Source organism: Agaribacillus sp. DX54, from assembly GCF_056858335.1.
Map to the genome: position 1 here is coordinate 182,091 of NZ_JBXEQE010000006.1, position 20,390 is coordinate 202,480.

Genomic DNA, 20,390 nt, shown 5'->3' on the forward strand with positions numbered 1-20,390 from the left:
AACCCGCTTTTAGTTTTTGATATAGTCCAGTTGTTGATTCACCTGTTTTGGGAATACGGCAAATTCCTGATACTGAGTTTTTCCCAGGGTGCTGTGTCCAAGGAAATGATAGATATTCGGATCCCTGAATTTCAGTACCAGGTATTTTCGCTCTAATTTTTCCAGGGTTAAATGCTGCCCACTTACCTTATGCCTTACCTCCTTAAAAAATTTGCATGTTCTGAAAAGTTTTCTGCGTTTTTTGCTATACAAAGTTTCATGTATGACGATAATATTATAGGCATTGAGGTAAAAGGCCTTAATTTCTTCCCTGGACCTGCCTTTCAGACTTATTTTTCCAATGTCTTCATATAATTGCCTGATTCCGGTAGGTTCAATTCGCATCCTTTTGTAGTCAACCTTACCGTTGTTAACATACGTTTGCAGAAGTCGATCGGCCTGCTTGAAGAATTCTTCCAGAGTACTACAGGTACCGGTTTTGATACAACAAAGCAGCAGGCATAACAGAATGATTTTTTTCATTTTAACTTATTTTAAGCCTTTGCAAGAACATCAATTCCGAAGTTTTCCCCAAAAGCATTTGACAAAGTTTTCAGGTGTAGTAAGTATTTGGCAGTTTTTTACCTGATTGACCAACATCCGGGGCTATTGCTTAGGTGTTAATGCCTAATTTTAAGAGAATCTCTTACGGAAAACAGCCCGCCAGCTTTTGGGATAAAAAAACAAAAAAAAGTTTTTTTGAGAAAATTGATCAAAAATTACGGGCGGGCCGCAAAATATTGCCTTACCCTCTGTGTAGAACAATTGCTTTCAAATCCTTATCTTTGTGAGTGCGGATGGTTGCCAAGGCCTCGCTTCTGGGCTAAAATGACTTTCCACGCACTATCACAGCACAAGAAAGTGGGAGCAATCAGGTCACTAAGCCTATGAGAGGGATTATTTTCTTTGTCTTACTACTGGTTTCGGAAATTGCCTCAGGGCAAAAAGCTACCGGGATTTTCCTGACCGTAGACACGGATCTGTCAAACTGCAAAAACAAATACGTATTGCTGAACGGACTAACCGAACATTGCCTGTCCAATGAACCTGCCATAAAGTTTGAAGAATTTGCCGGGTTGAGTGAAATTTATTACCATCCTACGGAAAAAAAACGGCTATTGGACATACACCTGACACCGAAAGGGTCGAAACTCCTCAAAACCATCACCACCACCCTGGGATACAAGGAAATAGCCATTGTCGTCAATGGCAAATTGGTCAGCGTAATCGGCGTCGACGGCGCTTATCGAACCAGGTCCATCTCTATCTGGGATCAATATGATACAAAAACCCTCGAGTGGATTCATAAAAGCCTTATAAAACACATTCCAAGACCTGGAGAGGATTTGAAATTCGAGCGGTGACCTGCAGATTTTAATTTTTTCAATCATCAAGTAAATGGCTAAAGCTTATCAGACTAATTAAATCAGGCGTAGGTAAAATTACCTTTAAACTAAAATGGTCTGCGAGAACCTGTTTTTATGATTAGCTATATTCTTTAGCCGTTTACTATCACTTCGATGGTTTGTGATGCTTCAAATAATGGCTTAATGCGTAAATCAAGTCCTTTCCGAAGTACCGGGTGTTTTGGGCGGTAATGGGCTGAGGGCCGTTGAGGGCATAGGGAAATTCTATGGTAGTGGTGACCAGCAATCCTTTCCCGAAATACGAAGCGGCCCATTCACTAAAAGGCCAGCCCTTCTGATAACTGGTGGATTTATTCCACGACTCGCCAAAGGTCAAAAAATTGTGGTCCTTTTCGAAGCTTAATGGTCCCCTTCTGGTAACAGCGAGTATATGGGCTAATTTTTTTTGTTCCTTATGAAGTGCGGGCTGACTTTTGCCGACAAAAAAAATCTTTTCATGTCCTTCACCTTTGATTCCGGGATTGTGTAAATCAATGGCAACCCAAGGCGTATTACCGGTCCATTCCGGTATTTTTTTTCTGATAGCCGCTGTGGTAGCATACAGGCTGGCGCCGGAGTAATCCCTGTTATGATCCCTTGGCAAACGGTTTTTTCCCTGGTCGCCTTCTTCCACACCATCTTTGTCAACGAATGGAATGATCATGATTTCTGCTTTGGCCAGCAAAGTATCCATTTCGGGAGCGCCGCTTAATAAGGCGTCAATGATGCCTTCAATTAGGTAGTTGGCCATCATTTCACAGGCGTGATTCCGGGCTACAAATAGGATCTTGTAATCAGGCTCATTTTCAAAATCGCTGATCAGGATTTGCTCCACTTCCCTGCCTTTGCCGGAGTGGCAGAAAGTCGATATTTTTAATTGGGAATCACCCTGATATTTTTTAATGAATCTTTCAAAATTTCGTTGGGTGTAGGGCTGTCCAAAACTAAATCGCACGGACTGATCCCCCTTGGTAAAGGTATGGGAAAACAGGTTTGTGCTCAAATGATCATCCGGGTCGATCCTTTGCCAGGTGTATCCCCCATCCCTTGAATAATTAGCTCCTGACGAGGTTAATATATTGGTTTGAGTAGCTTTGAAGTACCAGGTCTGAGGCTCTTCACTGGTAGCCCTGAAATACCAGTAAAACCATTTTCCCTGGGTTCCGGTAAGGTCGGGCCTGAAATATACAGTATCGGAAGATATTTTGTCAATGACTACATTGCCACCGGCAAAATCAGCATCAATCCTGATTTGTGCACAAACCGGGGCGCATGAAATCATCATAAGGGCTGTGATGAATCGCTTCATAAAAATCTACGAATAAACAGGTAAATAATTGTATTAAATCAGATCAAGAACGTAAATCAGGTTAAGACATTAAACAGTAAAGATGTAGTCCGGATCAGGAATAATTAAGAAGGCCTCATTTAATGTTGCGAGGCCTTCTTAAAGAATTGATAAAATATTCAAAAGTCCCGGAAAAAGTCCCCAAGTTTAATTAATAAACAGGCACCCTATCAAACAGTCCCGGTACCGGAGAAGGTATGTTGGCGTTTGAGTTAAGCTCACTCTGCGGAATTAAAAACCTTGCCGGAAGCTGAGACCCCTGGTTTGGCGTGAGCTTGACGCCCATGGCTTCGTCGCGATTCCTTCTCTCGTCACTCCATCCCAAAATCTGGCCATAAAAAGTAATGTACCGCTCTTCGAGGATTTCCCTTAACAAAGCATCGGATGTTGATTGGTTATCCTGATTTTCAATCCCTCCCACTTCAAAATCAGCCAATATATAAGGGTCATACAGTCTGGTAAAAGCATCATTTACACCCTCACTAAAATAGGTACCATCATTCAAAAAAGCTCTGTAATCGTTTAAATGCGCCAGGGCCCGGGCAATATCCTGGTTTCGAAGGGCTGCTTCGGCCAGGGTTAAAAGGTTTTCCTGATAAGTAACCAATGGAAAATCAGCGGCCATGGCAAAGACCCCGTCAAACATTTGCCCCTGACTGGTTGACATGGTATTTGGTTCCAGCTCTGTGGTCTGAAAATTTTCTGCGAAAAAATAATTAAACCTGGCCTCTTCGTTGGTTTTGGCGTTTCCCCGGGAATTACCGGCCAAAGGATCCAGCAATTGCGAGAGATATTGACCGTCGGCACCTAAATCCCCCGAGGCGTTAAATACCCAATAAGTGTTGGCCTTACCTGTGATAGCTTCATGAGGACCCATCAGGGAAGCTTCAGGATCATCAATCCCAAGCAAGGCTGCCGTGTAAGCGGCTGCATAGTCACCCAAATCCAGGTGATACCTTGCTTTTAATGTATTTATCACCTTTACCCATTTTTCAGGGTCACCATTAAAATGAATATCTGCCTCCAAAGGTACTGCCCCGGTTTCTGAAAGCAGATCAGCATTGGCCTCGTCGAGTAAAGCAAGCAGGGCGGCATAAATTTCCTGTTGCTGATCAAAACGGGGATCTTCAAATGGATCGATGTCAGCCGCTTCCGTATAGGGAATATCGCCAAATAATTGCGTAGCTGTTCCCATCACATTTGCCTTGATCACTTTGGCTACACCGGTCAGTAACCTGTTATTGTTTTGTGTTGCTTTTTCAATTACCAGTTCTGATTGTGCGAGTGTTTGTTGGTAGATCCCGTTCCAGGAAAATGTGCCGGCATCGACCTGGTACTGCCAATAGGCAGAAGGCTGCCTGGCAATTCCTCTGAAATAGCCATTCCATAATCCGGCAATGCGTGAGAATTCTCCTTCATGTACCCCCATATTGCCCAGCGCTGCCATGGTTAACAGCGCACCCTCATCAGCATCGACCTGATTGTTAGGGTCCTGGTTAAGATCATCGGTAAAATCGGTGCAGGCGCAAAAGAACAGGCTGACTGCCATGGTACAAATTGTATATTTTAGTTTCGTGATCATGGTCATATTTTTAGTAATTAATTTTAACAGTGAAAGCTGCTGAGCGTATTCCAGGGCTGTTGAAATAATCAATTCCCCTCGAAAGCGCCGCCCCGTTCAGGTTGGTTTCAGGGTCTATACCTACCACATCTGTCCATAAAAACAGGTTTTTTCCGGTGACATAAAATTCCACTGAACTCAGTTTGGTCAGCTCCCTGAAGCGGGCCGATTTCAGGGTATACCCGAGGGTAATTTCACGCAACCTTGTCCATGACCCATCGGTGATATAGGGCTCTATTAAACCATTGAGCCCCCCACCAATGCCCGTATAATAGGATTCATCAAGTAAAACAGCACCGCCACCAAAATCTCTAACCTGTCCCCGCACTGTGCTTCCGGCTGGAATTACCTCGCCGGCATAATTGCGCAAGTCCCGATCCAGGGTTATTTCCTGCCCTGTATCTTCATGCGTTCCGAACTGGTTCAGCACACTTCTGGTACCTTCAAAAAAATCAGCCCCCTGAAAGGTTTCGAAAAGTACGTTGAGTGACCAGTTTTTGTACGACAAGCTGGTGCCAAAACCGCCTCTCCAATCGGGATTCGGATCACCGATCACCTGGGATTCCGGCGCCAGCAGGGGGAAGCCGTTATCATCCAAAACGAGACTTCCGTTATTCTCATCACGCAGATAGCCACCATCGAAGAATACTCCCAATTGCTCACCCGGTATGGCCACAACCCTGGAGATACCACTTCCGCCAATATCAATGGAGGCATTTCCGCCAATATCCAATACTTCATTGCGGTTGGTATTACCATTCAGGTTTACGGTCCATTGCCAGTTTTGATTCCTGATAATATTATACGTCAACTCAAGTTCAAAACCCCTGTTTTGCATCGATCCGGCGTTGGTATATTGGGTATTGAACCCTGTACTGGCAGGCACCTGCACCAACAAAAGCAGATCTTCGATCTTATTTTGATAGTAGGTCAGGGCAGTAGACAGGCGGTTGTCAAAAAACCTCAGATCTGTCCCGATTTCCCATTCGGTTTTAATTTCAGGAGATAAATCTGCGCTTCCCCGGGTAGAACTTTGAATGAGGGCTCCATTGCCATACAGTCCGCCGTTGAGGTTGATCCCAAAAGCCTGTACACTTCCCGAAGAAAAAACCGTATTGGTCCGGTAAGGGTCGGGTTGAACACCGACCGACCCGGCAGAACCTCTCAGCTTTCCGAAAGAAAACCAGTCAAGGTTTTGAAACAATCCAAGACTGTTAAAGGTCCAGGCCATTTCAACAGAAGGGTATAGATAAAGGTCATTGGAAAGATCTCCAAAAGTGGAGGAAGTCTCGGCGGCCAAAGAGGCGCTAAAAAATATATGCTCGAATAAGTCCAGGTTCAGGCTTGTATAGCCGCGGCTATTTCTGATCAGTATTTCGGTGTCAAACGGGTTTCTTGTGTTATTGACAGCATTGGAAAAGTCCCGCGGACCATCGGGTACAATAAAATCTGTCATGACGCCGCCCAGCATCCGGGTTTCTCTTTGGTTTAAATTCATGCCTACCAACCAATCGGCCATCACGTTTTCACTAAGCCTCTTGTTAAATTTACCGATGAGGTCAAAGTTGATTTCGGTGTAGTTGGTAATCATTTCCTCATAGGCACCGGTTCTGCCAGGCTCCAATGCACCACCGCTGATCCGGGTATTCACCGGAAAGTAGGTGGTGGTTTCATCGGAATAAGTATCAACACCCGCCCTGGCTATAATATCAAAATTATTTACCGGGCTGAGAATAGCTTCGCCGCTCATAATGAACCGGTTGATGGATTGGGTATTTTCCAGTTCATTGACAATCCATAATGGGTTACTGTATACCGGTGTGGCACTTCCCAAAGCATTGCGGTAAGCCCTGTGGGCAAATGGCACACCACCGGCATCGGGTGAGGGAAAGTAAGCGCCTTTGTAATCACGAATGTCGAAATCAGGCGGTGTACGGTATAATGCCAGGCCCAGGCCTGATAAATTACTCCCCCGTTGAATGCGGTTAGAGGTCGTGGTAATATAGGATGCATGGGTGGTTAGCTGAAGTAGCTTGCCAAAATTCTTGCTTGAATTAAACCTGACAGAAGTTCTTCTGTAATCGCTGTTTCTGATAACGCCGGTATGGTTGACATCACCCAGGCTAAAGTAATAGGCAGCATCGTCTTTGCCACCGCTCAGGGTCAGGACATTTTCAAAATAATGGCCGTTACGAAATACAGCATCTATGTTGGATCCGGTAAAGGTTTCCCGGGAGTTTTTGGAAGTAACAGGATAATACACATCGCCGGATTCGGCAACAAAAAATTCGCCTGTATTGTCCACCACATCAGCGCCACCGGCACGATCAGCTATTCGATCTCCCCATGAGTGTATGAAGTTTTCCTGAAACTCACCATTACTTCCCTGGCCAAAACGGTTCTGAAGCGGGTGAATCACATTGGCTTCTTCTATCGACAAGGTAGAGCGAAAAGAGATGTTTACTTTTTCTGAAGCTTTTCCACTTTTGGTGGTAATCATGATGACCCCATTGGAAGCCCTTGATCCCCATAAAGCCGCTGCTGAAGCCCCTTTCAGCACCTGAATACTTTCAATATCGTCTACATTGATGTCGTTAAGCCGCGATTGTTGCACCACACCTTTGTCGGTGTCACCACTTCCGGCCCTTTGAAATGGAACCGACCCGTCTACCGGTATACCATTGATGATGATAAGCGGCTGAAAACTTCCGGTGATTGTATTCTGACCCCTGATTTGAATGTACGACCCCGCTCCCGGATCGCCCGCCGACTGAATGATTTGTACACCCGAAGCCTTGCCGGCCAAACTGCCCAACAAACCCGGCTGAGAAGCTTTTACGAGATCATCACCGGAAACCTTATCGACCGAAGCGCCCATTTTATCAGATTCCTTTTTAAATCCCAGTGCGGTAATGGTTATATCTTGTAGCTGCCGGATATCGGGCAGCATCACGATATTAATGACAGATTGATTGGTAACCGGCACCTCTTCCGTGACATAGCCCACCGAGCTAAATACCACTGTGGCCCCCTCAGAAACCTCAAGGGAATAATTACCTTCCACATCCGTGACAGTTCCGTTAGTAGTGCCTTTTTCGATCACATTCACCCCCGGCAACCCCTCATCATCTTCATAGGAGGTTACTTTGCCGTTGATTACACGTGTTTGGATGTGCACCTCAATTTTTTCAACGTGGCCTTGTCTTGTATTCTTTTTTACATAAATATTGTTGTTAATCTGTTTAAATGTGAGATCACAGATTTTGGATAAATGTTTTAAAACATCAGATACTGCCGAATTGCCATCACTCAGATTAACTGTGACACTTTTACCAATATCTTCTTTGTCAAATATAAATCTGTAAGACGTTCGGGACTCGATAGCACGAAATGCCGTGATCAGGCTGGCATCTTTTAACCCAATACTGATGCGTGCCTTAAAAACACTTTCAGCCTTTTGGGATCTGACATCCACTGCAAAAAGCAGATTTATCAGAAACACCTGTATGACCAATCCGTAAAATGAATACTTTGACAACATAAGCAATAGCTTAGTCAATTTGTTTTTCATAACTTTACAAGAGTTTAATGGATAAAATCCGTTAACAAACATTCAATGAAGATACCTGCAGTCGCGACCTGCAGGTATCGCTTTTTATTCTTCTTTTTACTTGATAGTTTTACATTATTTATTAAATTCAATTGCTACTACCTTGCCGGATATCCGAAAGGAAATACCTTTCATAAACCTGATACCTTCCAAAACATTTTCCAGGGGTTCGTTATTAAATGATCCGCTGAACCGCCAGTCCTTTTGAGGGGAATTTTTTAAATGGATAGTTACACCATACCACTTTTCCAACTGCCGTACCATGTCTTTGACGTTGGCTTCATCAAAATACAGATTGCCGTCCTTCCATGAAATCCGTGACAGATAACGGAACTTTTTCTTCTCGATTTGCTGATGCTCTACCCGGTAAACCACTTCAAATCCCGGGGTCAACTCAACGGGTTTAAGACCCGGTGAATTATCCACGGGGTTTATCCTCACGGCGCCTGAAACGAGGGAAACCACAGTTTTTTGTTTCTCCGCATCATGCAGAACGTTAAAGGATGTACCCAACACTTTTGTTTCCAAACCTTGTGTTTTTACAATAAAAGGGGTGTTTTCATCTCTGACCACATCAAAAAAAGCCTCACCAATGAGGGTTACTACCCGGATAGAGTCATTAAAAGGGCTGATGTCCAGCTTACTGCCGGCATTTAATATGACCTTGGTACCGTCGGGCAATTCGGTGGTGAGCTTTTCTCCATTTTTAGTTTTTTTGATAATAGACATCTCCGTTTGGGCCAAAGGGGCATTGTCTTTACCATGAGGGCCGCCTGTGTAATATAATACGACCGACGCGCAACATATCAAAGCAAAAACCGCAGCTATCTTCAATATTCTGTTCCTCTTCTGCTCCTTAAAGCTTATGTGATTAACCTGAATACCAGCTAAAATTTTTTCAAATTGCCGGTCAAAATCGATATCCGGGTCCTCGCCCGGTTCCGCCTTCCAATCCTGCTTCATCAGATCGTGAAGCTGACCGGATAACTTATTTTCCTGAATCCATTTGAGCACTTGTTGTGCTTCTTCCGGACTGGATTGTTTTTGCAGATAACGTTTCAGTAAATCAACATCGATCATATTAGCAAAGATTTCTTTATTTACGATTAAAAGGCTCTTTTACCCCCATTCGTAGAAAATAATATCCGGATATTCTTCCGGCAGGGGCCTGTTCGTGAATTTGAAAGCGCCGGATTGGTTACGGAAGGTTACGGGGTTAAAAGTATGGCGCAAGCGTAATTGAACCGGACTAAAAAACAGCCCGGGAGTTTAAGCGGTTAAAAAAATGATAATCACAACCACCAGAAGCTTGTAACCTGTCAGCTTCTTTTTGACCACCTTTAAGGCTTTTGACATTTGCTTTTCTACGGTGCCGCTTGATATTTGAAGCGCCTCGGTTATTTGTTGATAAGTATATCCTTCCAGACGATTCATTTCAAAAATCCTTCTTCTTTTGGGAGGGAGTTCGATCAGGACTTCAGCCAGCAGTTGCTGTAATTCACTGTATAGAATGTGCTGTTCGGTTTGATCAGTAGCAACAGGTTTGTGATGGACGAAATATTTCGATAAGTTTTCTTTTTCCAGCTTGTAGCTTTTAATTTTATCCAAAACAGTGTTTTTGGTGATGGTAAAAATGAAGTTGTCAAAATTTTGACAGGGGTTGATTTTTTCTTTGTTGTTCCAAAGCTTCATAAACACATCCTGCAACACCTCTTCTGCATCGGCTTTCTCCAAGCAATACCGGTAAGCGAGCCGCGTAACTTTTAACCTGTATATATCATAAATTTCCTTAAATGCTTTTAAATCCCCCAAGCGTAATTTAGTAATCAAAGAATCAGGTATGTTGCTTTTCTTATTCAAGGTATATCTTCCTGTGGATAAATACAATCTTAAGAAATTCTTCTTAAAAAGTCCATTCACCTTTTGAAATTACCGATTTTAAAGTTCTACGCTTACCTTTAGGATTTCGTTTTCCTCAAAATCCGACGTTGAATATACGCTATGTTGAGCGGTTAAAGTTGTCAAGTAATGCTAAGCCCTGTAAAAATCGCCTTTTCTCAACCGGATCAAACTTATTTGGACAGTCCCGCTTATCGGCAAATAGCGCAGCATTTCATATAATACCTATTAATTTCCAGCAAGCTAAACATATCTTACCGTTTGTAGGTATTTACAGGAAAAATATCGAAATTTCTTTATCCAAAAAACACATGCCACCATGGTCAAGCAAATAGAAATGATTTTTTTTACCAGCATTTTTCTATGGACCACCGCCTGCAGTTATCAGCCTAAGGAACCAAAACCTCAATTTCAAAAACAAGTCATCGACGATAAGGTACAGATTGGATATGGTTTGGGAATCGGGGATGTTGACGGTGATGGGAAAAACGATATTTTGCTGGCCGACAAGAAGCAGTTTGTTTGGTACTGCAATCCGGACTGGCAGCGTTTTGTGATGATTGAAAATATCACTGAAAAGGATAATGTGTGCCTTGCTGTCAGGGATATTGATGGTGACGGCAAGGTGGAGGTGGCTGTAGGGGCGCAGTGGAATCCAGGTGAAACCAGTGACGTGACCCAATCCGGATCGGTTCACTATCTGATTCGCCCTGATGATCCGACCCGGATGTGGGAGGCTATTCCTTTGCACCATGAGCCAACCGTGCACAGGATGAGGTGGGTAAAAGTTGGAGAATCACATCACTTGGTGGTGCTGCCTTTACACGGCCGGGGCAATAAAAACGGCGAAGGGGCAGGTGTGAAAGTATTGGCTTACACAATGCCAGACAACCCAAGGGAAGAATTTCATCAACATCCGGGAGTTAGTACAATATAATTCGGATGGACAGCATGTAACGAAGGTGGTTAATTATACCGCTAACATACAAAAGAAATAATCTATTGTTACCTCACTCCATTTCCCTGTGTAATCCATTTACAAACTTCACAGCTACTTATTTCGTTCATTACATGGGTACGGATGTTTTGTGATTTAACTTAATTCTATTAAATATTACGATTTAATTTTATTGGAAATATAGAATTGTGAAACAAACGATAATTAACAATTCAGTAGTAATTTTGGCCAGTTCACATAATCCAACCTTAATATCCGACGTATTCTTAATTGAGTCGGGAATGATTTCAGATATTAAGGAAATAGTGCCACAGAACAAGTTTATAACGCCGGGATATACTCAACTTACTTTTACCTCAGGCGTTAATTTTACTCTTGAACCAAACAGGTTGGTAATATTAAAGCCAAAAAAAGCATAGAAGAAATACTTAACAAAAAAAATTAGCATTCATAACAAAAATCAGTCATTCGTAAATGGTAGTATGATCATATAAGGGATCGCCTTAAAGCTCACCTATATCCTCATTCCACAACGCCGGCTTGTCGGCAATAAACTCTTCCATCATTTGGATACATTCGGAAAGGCTGAGGTCTATCACCTCCACACCATGTGATTCCATGAAGTGCCGGGCACCGGAAAAGGTGACGGACTCCCCTACTATCACTTTGGGTATTTTAAATTGAACAATAGTTCCTGCACACATATAGCAAGGCATCAGGGTAGAATACATGACAGTATCTTTGTAGCTCCCAAACCTTCCGGCGTTATTCAAACAGTCCATCTCGCCATGAAGGATGGGGTTTTGTTCCTGCACCCGTTTGTTATGCCCTCTCGATATGATTCGATGGTCCTGAACAAGGACAGCACCGATCGGAATCCCTCCTTCCGATAAGCTTTTTTGCGCCTGTTCAATGGCTGCTTTCATGAATTCGTCCATTTTATAACAAAATCTAATGATCCTTATTGGTTTTTAACGAAAATTCATCTGTCGAATCTAACAATCACTCAACTTTTCTACTGTAATTTTTGTGCTTAACTTTGAGGAGGCACTCCCCCGGAAATTTCCACTAACAGGTAATGTATTTTGGGGAAAAGCACTACAGGCAACAGGTACATAGCGACTGTCTACCGCCAGGCCCGTACTGGGATCGAAGCCAATCCAGCCTGCTCCGGGTAGAAATACTTCCACCCAGGCATGTAGTTCGAAATCTTTTTCAATGGTCTCGTCCAGAACATATCCGCTTACAAACCTGCAGGCCAACCCACTGTTTCTTCCCAATGCCATTTGTAAATAGGCCAGATCCCTGCAAGATCCTTTCTTGGCCTTCTCCAGGACTTCAGGCATTAAAGGGGGGCCATCATGCCTGTGAATCTTTTGATATTGCTCATGAATCGTATTGGTCAACAAAATAAGATATTGTATGGTATCATAGTGGCATTCCTTCAGCAGTGATTTATTAAGTGCTGCCAATGCGCTGGAAACCTGAATCTCTCTTAAAGCAGCATACAACACCGCCTCATGTGCCTCATCATACTGAAAACCGACCTTCAAATACTGGTCCGGGAAAATAATAAAACCAAAAGGATTGAAATCGGCAATTAATAGCTCAGAGGTGCTGATAATTTCCATCCGGTTGTATTTATTTTCAAAACTCACCGATAAAACGTGGTTGTCTTCAGCGTCAATCATTTCCGTACTCACCGCCGGGTTGGGTCGGATCTTTATAGCATGTGCTTTTGATCGAATATGTGGATTCTTTCTGACCGCAAACCTGAGCAGATGCGGCTCAAAAAAAATAGGGGCGTCATATTCATAAAACGTATGGTGTGTAATAATAAACCCTTTGTCAAAATGCTTCATTTATTTCAGGGTGGTTACTGTTGCCAAAAACCGTATCCAGGGACTCCGAAGGTAAGGTATTGATGGCCTCTGCCAACCTGCCACTCCAAAACTCTGAAATATAGTTGAGCTCGTTTTGGGTGAACCTTTTTTCCGTAAAACAATAGCTGTCCTTTTTGTATAAAGCAATATCCACCGGGTAGCCGACATCATTCGCACTAATCCTGGTAGCATCAAAAGAAAGGAAGGCACACTTAAGGGCAAACTCTAACGAGGAGTTGTATTTCAGTGCCCGGTTTAATATGGGCTTGCCATAACCTGAATTCCCGATAATCACAAAAGGGGTACCGACACCCACTTCGATCCAGTTGCCCTGTGGGTACAGCAGATACAATTTGTGTGTGTCATCATGTTCCAGTTGCCCACCCACAATAGCATAGAGGTTAAATTGAAATCCGGCTTCCTCCAATGATTTTTGGTCTTCGCTGGCAACCCGTTTAACCTGCTCGCCAAATGCATTGACAGCCTGATACATTTTGTTAAACCCCTCATCCTTTTCGTCGATGACTTCATTGAAATAGGTAATAGCCTTGTCACGTACCGATCTCAAACCGGAAGTCATAATGAGCATAGCGTGTTTAGGCCGGTTAATGACAACCGCCTTTCTGGCAGTAGTGGTTTCCGTTCCTGTGGTGATGCGGGTATCGGCAAATCCCAAAATTCCTGAAGCCGTCCTGATCCCTAAGCAGTAAGTCATAATCGGTTAAATCTTTCTGGAAAAATAAACATCAAATAGAGCCTCCGAAATTGATATGATCTTCACCTGAATATCGTCCAGGTATTCATGCAGGCCGGTGCTGAAGATATCGTTTATCTCAGTATATTCCAAATGTGATCTCACACTTCCGATCTTCTTTTCCGCATGGTTTTTAAACCCGTAGTGATCACCCCCCGAAATCTGATGCAATGAATGCTCCGCCTGAATAAGGCAATGTAAAATAGACCTCGGGAATTTTTTATTCAACATCAGATATTCGGCAATATTTGCGGGCACTATTTTCCCATATGACCTGCGATAGGTAGTATAGGCACTTACTGATTTTAGCAGTGCAGCCCAGTGGATCAGGTCGATGGGTGAACCGACCGAAGTCACAGAAGGCAATATAATGTGGTATTTTACATCCAGTATGCGCGAGGTATTGTCCCCTCTTTCCAGGTATTGGCCGATCCTGCCAAAATGCCAGCCATCGGTCCGGGCCACAGTGGCCTGTGCGATTCCGTTCAATAGTTGGCACCGTTTCTTCACTTCGTCAAAAAACTTTCTGGGATCTTTAAGAATAGACTTTTCTTTTCTTTCGCCTCTTTTCACAAGAAAGTACAGTTCGTTGATCTGTTCCCAAATTTCCCTCGTGATATTTTCCCTGATGATCCTGGCATTCTCCCTCGCTTTTGAAAGGCAGCAAAAAATAGAACTGGGGTTTCCCTTATCAAAGCCCATAAAATGAATAACATTTTCTCTGGTTGCTTTACTGTACAGTGATTTAAACAATTCAATATTGCCCGTAGCCACCACAAGCGGCTCCCACTGCTCGAAAACATATTGGGGTAAATCCAGGGTGAGGTTAAAATTCACATCCATAAACCTGGCATTGTTTTCAGCCCGCTCAAGGTATCTATTGGTCCAGTAAATGGAATTAGCTACTCTGCTCAGCATAGATAATTGTTATTCGTCAATGACCCAGGTATCCTTGCTCCCCCCTCCCTGTGATGAATTAACCACCAACGATCCCTTCTTCAATGCCACACGTGTCAACGCCCCCGGGACAACTTCAATTTTTTCACCATAAAGAATGTAAGGACGCAGGTCCACATGCCGGGGTTCCAACTTTGTGTTTCCTGCAATGGTCGGTACTGTTGATAAGCTGATGGTTGGCTGGGCAATGAAGTTTCTCGGGTCGGCTTTTATTTTTTCAATAAATAACTTTTGTTCGGCTTTGGTGGATTTAGGGCCAATCAACATACCGTACCCGCCCGCCGCGTTGGTTTCCTTCACCACCAGTTCGGCAATGTTGTCCAATACAAAAGCCTTGTCTTCTTCAAAGGAACAAATGTAGGTTTTAACATTGGGTATGATCACTTCCTGGTCCAGGTAGTATTTGATTATTTTCGGAATGTAAGCATATACGGCCTTGTCATCGGCCACTCCGGTACCGGGCGCGTTGGCCAGTGCGATATTTCCTTTTTTATATACATCGAATAATCCCGGTACCCCCAGCACCGAATCAGGGTTAAAATGCAATGGATCGATAAACGTATCGTCTATCCGCCGGTACAACACATCTATCCTTTGTAATCCGTTTGTGGTGTACATGTAAAGGTAATCGTCCTTTACAACGAGGTCATTGCCCTCAACCAACTCAATGCCCATCTGCTGGGCCAGATAGGAATGTTCAAAATAGGCAGAATTAAATATCCCCGGGGTCAACAAGGCTACCGTCGCGGGCTGGTGGTTGCTAATGAACTGCAACATCTCCAACAGCTTAATGGGGTAATCATAAACCGGCCTGACATTCAGCTTTTCAAACACCTCCGGGAAAGTACCTTTAAGGATCTCCCTGTTTTCCAACAGGTAAGAGACGCCCGAAGGACAACGCAGGTTATCTTCCAGCACATAAAAGCTTCCGTCTTCGCCGCGGATCAAATCGGTTCCGATGATATGGCACCACCTGTCTTTGGGCGGATTAAGTCCCTGGCATTGCTTCAGGTAACAGGCCGACGAGGCAATCACCTCCTGAGGAACAACTCCATCTTTACAGATTTTTTGATCATGATAGATATCGTCGATAAACAAGTTGAGCGCTTCAATCCTCTGTTGCAGCCCCCGCTCGATCTGATCCCACTCCTTGCCACTGATAATTCTGGGTATTATATCCAGTTGAAGGATTCTCTCGATGCCCTGATCATCACCGTAAACGTTAAATGTCATTCCCATCAGCAGTTGTGCCTTGTCGGTGGCCATCTGTAGTTGTTTGAGTCTTTTGGGGCTGATTCTATCCAATTTTTCCTTAAAAGTCCGGTAGTACGGCCTGATTTTCTCAGCATCCATAAACATTTCATCAAAAATACCACTGGTTTCGTAATTCTTAATAATCATAAATTTTTATTAGGAGAAATGCAATGATTCTTTTTTGGCTTTAAAAATCTAGTAAATATTATCCTAATTTACTAGTAAATGCGTTTTTATCTGCGAAGAAAATTTTCTTTACAGACAATTAAACGCTGTGCCTCTTCGTATCTTGGTGCCTTTGTGGTTCACCATTTTTCACCACAGAGGCACCAAGACACAAAGAGTTGTGAAGACGATCGATATAAGTTGTATTGATGTTCCGGGGCATACTATGGCTTGAACAGGACTATGGTTTTATGGAGCCGGAATGTTAATTATGGTTAAAAATTTGCAAAAATGAGTGATGTATGCGTAAAAATTATTCTAATCGATTAACTTTGCATCACAAAGTACTTTTAAAATGGAAAACAAAACGCAGTATCTCGAAGACATTTCGCAAATCAGATCGATGATGGAGCGGTCTTCCAGGTTCATTTCCCTCAGTGGTTTGTCCGGTGTATTCGCAGGGATTTACGCGCTGGGTGGGGCCTTTATGGCCCATCAAATCATTAACAATGAAATGGGCACCAGCTATCAGATCAAATTTTTAAACCTGTCTTCCGGCCGCCTTGAACAGTTGGTGATCATCGCACTGGCCGTGCTGACAATGGCTTTGGGAACAGGCATTATTTTTACCACCAGAAAAGCCAGGAAAGACGGCCTGAAAATCTGGGATAAAACAGCCAAACTGCTCATTATCAACTTGCTGATCCCATTGATAACCGGAGGCCTGCTCTGCCTGATATTTTTACATCACGGGCTGTTGGGCATTGTGGCCCCTTCTACTTTAATATTTTATGGTCTGGCCTTGATTAACGCCAGCAAATACACTTTTACCGATATCAGGTACCTGGGTTTTGCAGAAATCATTCTGGGGTTAATATCAGCCTATTATGCAGGCTTCGGGCTGTATTTCTGGGCAGTAGGGTTCGGCATTTTACATATTTTATATGGTACACTTATGTACTTTAAGTATGAAAGGTGAAAGATTTGTTAAACAATTTCAATAAGGCTTTTGAAAACCGGGTCAGGTTAGGAATAATGTCCGTCCTGGTGGTGAATGACCAGGTGGACTTCAACCGGTTAAAGGCACTGCTCAACGTCACCGATGGCAATCTGGCCAGTCACTTAAAGGCACTCGAAAAAGAAAAATATATTCTCATGAGCAAAGAATTTATTGGCAGAAAACCCAATACAAAATACAGGGTTTCCAGCAGCGGTAAAAAAGCATTTGAAGCACATATCAATGCGCTTGAAAATCTGATTAAAGGGACACAATAGTTTTTTTTTGCTTATGCACTTTGTAACACAAAGTACTTTCAAAATTTAAAAGTTAATTACTATGAAAAAAGCCGATGTTATTCTTATCATTTCCACGCTGATATTCAGCCTCCTGTTTTATCAGCAAACCCCAGGTATCAACTACCTGATTTTCAATATGGTCTTAATGCTTTTATTATGGACAATCAATCCCTCAATGATCAAGCGTCGGAATATTGTTCCGGTGATGCTGGGGGCCATCATTTCGGCTGGCAACATTCTTTGGAATAACACAGCCATGGCGGTCATCATGAACTGTTTATCGCTGGTGGTCCTGGCCGGACTATCTTTGAATCCGCAAAGCTCATTTCTGGTTGCGGCTATCAATTCATTGTTTTCCTTTTTATCTGCTGTTTTGATCAGGGCGGTCGAAAAGATTGATCGCAGTATAAACGGTGATTCATCCAAACCCCATAAAGGAAGACTATCATGGCTTAAATTCGCCTCATTTTTTGTTCCGGTTGCCATTGCTACCGTGTTTTTCATGCTTTATGCTTCCGCTAACCCTGCCATCACCGAAATGCTGGCCAATATCAAACTCGACTTTATTTCCTGGGATTGGGTAAAATTCACTTTTCTCGGCTTTTTGATTTCTTTCGGTTTTTTTTGCCAGTCACAAATCGACTCCTTAACCCTCGCTGACAACCGGGCGACTAATATATTGATACGAAAAAAGTCCCTTAGAAAATCCCTGAATACCCTGGCTCTGAAATATGAGCTTAAATCAGGGTGGTTGCTGCTGCTGCTGCTTAACCTGCTGCTGTTCGGATTTCACATGGTCGACGGTTATTTCATACTGATGAAAAAGTTCGAAGGAACCCTCCGGTATGCCACCTATCTTCACCAGGGTGTCAATACCCTGATCGCCTCGATTGTACTGGCCATTCTGGTGATTCTTTACTATTTCAGGGCTAACATCAATTTTTACCCACAAAATGGAAGAATAAAAAACCTGGCTTACCTATGGGTAATTCAAAATACGCTGTTGGTGGGTACCGCCGTTTTCAAAAACTTTCAATATATCGAGCAATATGGCCTCACCTACAAAAGAATAGGGGTATACATCTATTTGCTTTTAACACTGATCGGATTGGTTACCACACTGGTCAAAATCAATAAACTTAAAAGCAACTGGTATCTGATCAGGATCAATAGCTGGATATTTTATGGGGTATTTATTGTGGCATCATGTATTAACTGGGATAAGTTGATCACCCATTACAACCTTAACAAAACCACTAACATCGACACCGCCTATCTCATTGGCCTGACCAGTAAAAACCTGCCCGAACTGATGGCTTTGAAAAACGAAGGCAGGATTTTACTGAGCCATCAGGAAAAAAATCTGATTGAAAATAAAAAGCGCAAGTTTCTTAAAAAAATGGAAAATAAACAATGGCCCTCCTGGAATTATCAGGATCAAATTACTTACGAACAAATTAAATAAACCATGAATAATCATTTAAAGTTTCAGGATTTCTCGGGTAAAACATTAACCTATTCCGTGTTTTTAGGACCAATTGCCATGCTGTTCTTTCTCATTCTTGGCGCAGTGTTTGACGAATGGCCTGGGATTTCCCTCTCTGATGTGTTGGGGATATTTCTGTTCGGAAGTATAATTTGTATTGTCATAAGCTTTTTTGCTTCCATCATTGTTTACGGGTTCCTTATTTCATTGGCCCTGAAAAAACATGGTTCTGCCATGGATCATTTTAAACGCTTTTTGCCGGTATTGACGGGCCTCTTTCCTGTCGGTGGTTCGCTGCTGTTGCTAACGGCGGGCATCTTTGAAATTTTTCTTTACAATGTGTTGATCAGTGCTTATTTAACAGCAGCATTGGGATGGTACTGGCTTTCAAGAATCCTGGCAAAAAAACAACAACATTCAAATACTTAATAAAACAGTCATGCATTCAACAACTAATTTCATATCCAAACCTATTAAAGCACTGGCATTAAGTGCTTTGTTAAGTGTAATTTTAATGTTTTCAAGGATTTTTCTGACCGAAAATACCGCTTATATATTTTTATCATGGAACTTATTTCTTGCCTGGGTGCCTTTGATACTGGCCTTCATGCTTAGAAAAATACACCGGACGCAGCGCCGCCCGTTTTCTAAGATAATGCTGTGGCCACTTTTCTCCTTATGGCTACTCTTCTTTCCCAATGCGCCTTACCTCGTTACTGACCTTGTCCATGTGAATTATCAATATGGGGCAAAATATTGGTTCGACCTGGCGTTAATTTATCTTTTTGCCTTTTCAGGGCTTAGTACCGGCATGATGTCCCTGTATTGGGTTCATCAGGTAATCAGAGAGATTTTTAGTCCTTTTTGGGGCTGGACAATGGTAGTCTGCTGCAGCCTTCTGGCAGGATACGGCGTATATCTTGGAAGAATTTTGCGTTGGAATAGCTGGGATTTGTTTGCCAATCCATGGCAGTTATTACAGGACAGTACCACCCAAATTTATGATCAGACTGCCCAGGCCATTACTTTGGTATTTGGTTTGCTGTTGTTTTGTTCGTACTTTCTCTTTATTAGCCTTTTACATTACAAATATGAAACTTATGGCAGCATTCAGGATTAGTATCAGAAAGAGTCTTCGCAGCTTCACGTATGCTTTCAAAGGGCTCCGTGAGGTAACCAGGAACGAAAACAATTTTCGTTTCCATCTTCTGGCGGCGGCACTGACACTTAGTCTGGCATTTCATTTTCCTATAACTACCACTGAGTGGTTGTTTATCATACTTTTTATCGGTCTGGTTACCATGGCGGAGGTCTTTAACACTGCCCTGGAAAAATTAGTCGACTGGCAATCACCCGAGCACAATCCCCGGGCCGGCCAAATCAAAGATATGGCTGCCGGCGCCGTTATGCTGGCTTCTGTGACAGCACTGGCAGGCGGGATGATCATATTTTATAAATATTTTGTGGCACTTATCCTTTAGGAAAGGAAAAAATTTCAGCATTGAAATGATTATTTTTTTGCCATCCCAACCATTTAAACCACCTTAATGCTGATAGAAAAATGATAACCGGAAAGTTATTACCCATTAAAAACCAAAAGAATACCCTCCTTGACTATTTGGTTCGACAATCACAAACCGTCCGTGCCCCGTGACACCCGGGATAAATAAACTGTTTGCTTCAATACACTTTTTCCTGCTTGCCATCAGGATCC

At 42.9% G+C, this 20,390-nt stretch carries 18 protein-coding genes and 1 pseudogene; 8 read left to right on the forward strand and 11 right to left on the reverse strand.

The features are described 5' to 3' along the window. Positions 1-9: 9 nt before the first annotated feature. On the reverse strand, positions 10-522 hold the full coding sequence (locus tag AC04NP_RS09550) for a DUF547 domain-containing protein (RefSeq protein WP_482859417.1): 513 nt from the start codon (positions 520-522) through the stop codon (positions 10-12). Positions 523-926: 404 nt separating this feature from the next. Here AC04NP_RS09550 and AC04NP_RS09555 point away from each other — a divergent pair, with 404 nt between their 5' ends. Continuing rightward, a complete protein-coding gene (locus AC04NP_RS09555) occupies positions 927-1,403 on the forward strand; it encodes a hypothetical protein (protein WP_482859419.1) in 477 nt (158 codons plus the stop codon). A 148-nt stretch (positions 1,404-1,551) separates the two neighbouring features. Here the strand turns inward: AC04NP_RS09555 and AC04NP_RS09560 are convergent, their stop codons facing one another. From AC04NP_RS09560 to AC04NP_RS09580, 5 genes are all read right to left on the reverse strand, one after another. Further along, entirely contained in the window at positions 1,552-2,754 is a 1,203-nt protein-coding gene (locus AC04NP_RS09560; RefSeq protein ID WP_482859420.1) for a M14 family zinc carboxypeptidase, read from the reverse strand. 190 nt (positions 2,755-2,944) lie between these two features. Continuing rightward, the gene (locus tag AC04NP_RS09565; RefSeq protein ID WP_482859421.1) at positions 2,945-4,375 is read right to left on the reverse strand and encodes a SusD/RagB family nutrient-binding outer membrane lipoprotein; all 1,431 of its coding nucleotides are present in this window, start codon (positions 4,373-4,375) and stop codon (positions 2,945-2,947) included. Positions 4,376-4,385: 10 nt separating this feature from the next. After that, on the reverse strand, positions 4,386-7,985 hold the full coding sequence (locus AC04NP_RS09570) for a SusC/RagA family TonB-linked outer membrane protein (protein WP_482859422.1): 3,600 nt from the start codon (positions 7,983-7,985) through the stop codon (positions 4,386-4,388). A 114-nt stretch (positions 7,986-8,099) separates the two neighbouring features. Beyond that, positions 8,100-9,104, reverse strand: coding sequence for a FecR family protein (locus AC04NP_RS09575; RefSeq protein WP_482859423.1), 1,005 nt, complete (start codon positions 9,102-9,104; stop codon positions 8,100-8,102). Positions 9,105-9,293: 189 nt separating this feature from the next. Beyond that, positions 9,294-9,854 carry an RNA polymerase sigma factor gene (locus AC04NP_RS09580; protein ID WP_482859424.1) on the reverse strand — a complete coding sequence of 187 codons (561 nt, stop codon included), beginning with the start codon at positions 9,852-9,854 and terminating at the stop codon, positions 9,294-9,296. A gap of 406 nt (positions 9,855-10,260) precedes the next feature. Here AC04NP_RS09580 and AC04NP_RS09585 point away from each other — a divergent pair. Next, positions 10,261-10,824, forward strand: a pseudogene (locus AC04NP_RS09585) (FG-GAP and VCBS repeat-containing protein); the annotation flags it as partial. A 560-nt stretch (positions 10,825-11,384) separates the two neighbouring features. Here the strand turns inward: AC04NP_RS09585 and AC04NP_RS09590 are convergent. Genes AC04NP_RS09590 through AC04NP_RS09610 form a run of 5 tightly spaced genes read right to left on the reverse strand, consistent with a single transcriptional unit; the run spans position 11,385 to position 15,876 of the window. Beyond that, a complete protein-coding gene (locus AC04NP_RS09590; RefSeq protein WP_482859425.1) occupies positions 11,385-11,819 on the reverse strand; it encodes a nucleoside deaminase in 435 nt (144 codons plus the stop codon). A 57-nt stretch (positions 11,820-11,876) separates the two neighbouring features. Next, the gene (locus AC04NP_RS09595) at positions 11,877-12,743 is read right to left on the reverse strand and encodes a transglutaminase family protein (RefSeq protein WP_482859426.1); all 867 of its coding nucleotides are present in this window, start codon (positions 12,741-12,743) and stop codon (positions 11,877-11,879) included. After that, positions 12,730-13,479 carry a proteasome-type protease gene (locus tag AC04NP_RS09600; protein WP_482859427.1) on the reverse strand — a complete coding sequence of 250 codons (750 nt, stop codon included), beginning with the start codon at positions 13,477-13,479 and terminating at the stop codon, positions 12,730-12,732. The genes AC04NP_RS09595 and AC04NP_RS09600 overlap by 14 nt, the downstream gene beginning before the upstream one ends. Positions 13,480-13,485: 6 nt before the next feature. Beyond that, a complete protein-coding gene (locus AC04NP_RS09605) occupies positions 13,486-14,436 on the reverse strand; it encodes an alpha-E domain-containing protein (RefSeq protein WP_482859428.1) in 951 nt (316 codons plus the stop codon). 9 nt (positions 14,437-14,445) lie between these two features. Beyond that, positions 14,446-15,876 (reverse strand): circularly permuted type 2 ATP-grasp protein, encoded by a 1,431-nt coding sequence (locus tag AC04NP_RS09610; RefSeq protein WP_482859429.1) that lies wholly within the window; start codon positions 15,874-15,876, stop codon positions 14,446-14,448. A 373-nt stretch (positions 15,877-16,249) separates the two neighbouring features. Between AC04NP_RS09610 and AC04NP_RS09615 the strand changes: the two genes are divergently transcribed. The 6 genes from AC04NP_RS09615 (at position 16,250) to AC04NP_RS09640 (ending at position 20,157) form a co-directional block, all read left to right on the forward strand. Beyond that, positions 16,250-16,873 (forward strand): hypothetical protein, encoded by a 624-nt coding sequence (locus AC04NP_RS09615; protein ID WP_482859430.1) that lies wholly within the window; start codon positions 16,250-16,252, stop codon positions 16,871-16,873. Next, a complete protein-coding gene (locus tag AC04NP_RS09620) occupies positions 16,870-17,169 on the forward strand; it encodes a winged helix-turn-helix domain-containing protein (protein ID WP_482859431.1) in 300 nt (99 codons plus the stop codon). Before AC04NP_RS09615 ends, AC04NP_RS09620 begins: the two co-directional genes overlap by 4 nt. A gap of 61 nt (positions 17,170-17,230) precedes the next feature. Then, entirely contained in the window at positions 17,231-18,655 is a 1,425-nt protein-coding gene (locus AC04NP_RS09625) for a DUF4153 domain-containing protein (RefSeq protein WP_482859432.1), read from the forward strand. A gap of 3 nt (positions 18,656-18,658) precedes the next feature. Then, positions 18,659-19,105, forward strand: coding sequence for a hypothetical protein (locus tag AC04NP_RS09630; RefSeq protein ID WP_482859433.1), 447 nt, complete (start codon positions 18,659-18,661; stop codon positions 19,103-19,105). A gap of 10 nt (positions 19,106-19,115) precedes the next feature. After that, positions 19,116-19,796, forward strand: coding sequence for a DUF1361 domain-containing protein (locus AC04NP_RS09635; protein WP_482859434.1), 681 nt, complete (start codon positions 19,116-19,118; stop codon positions 19,794-19,796). Next, on the forward strand, positions 19,777-20,157 hold the full coding sequence (locus AC04NP_RS09640; protein WP_482859435.1) for a diacylglycerol kinase family protein: 381 nt from the start codon (positions 19,777-19,779) through the stop codon (positions 20,155-20,157). Before AC04NP_RS09635 ends, AC04NP_RS09640 begins: the two co-directional genes overlap by 20 nt. Positions 20,158-20,390: the final 233 nt, after the last annotated feature.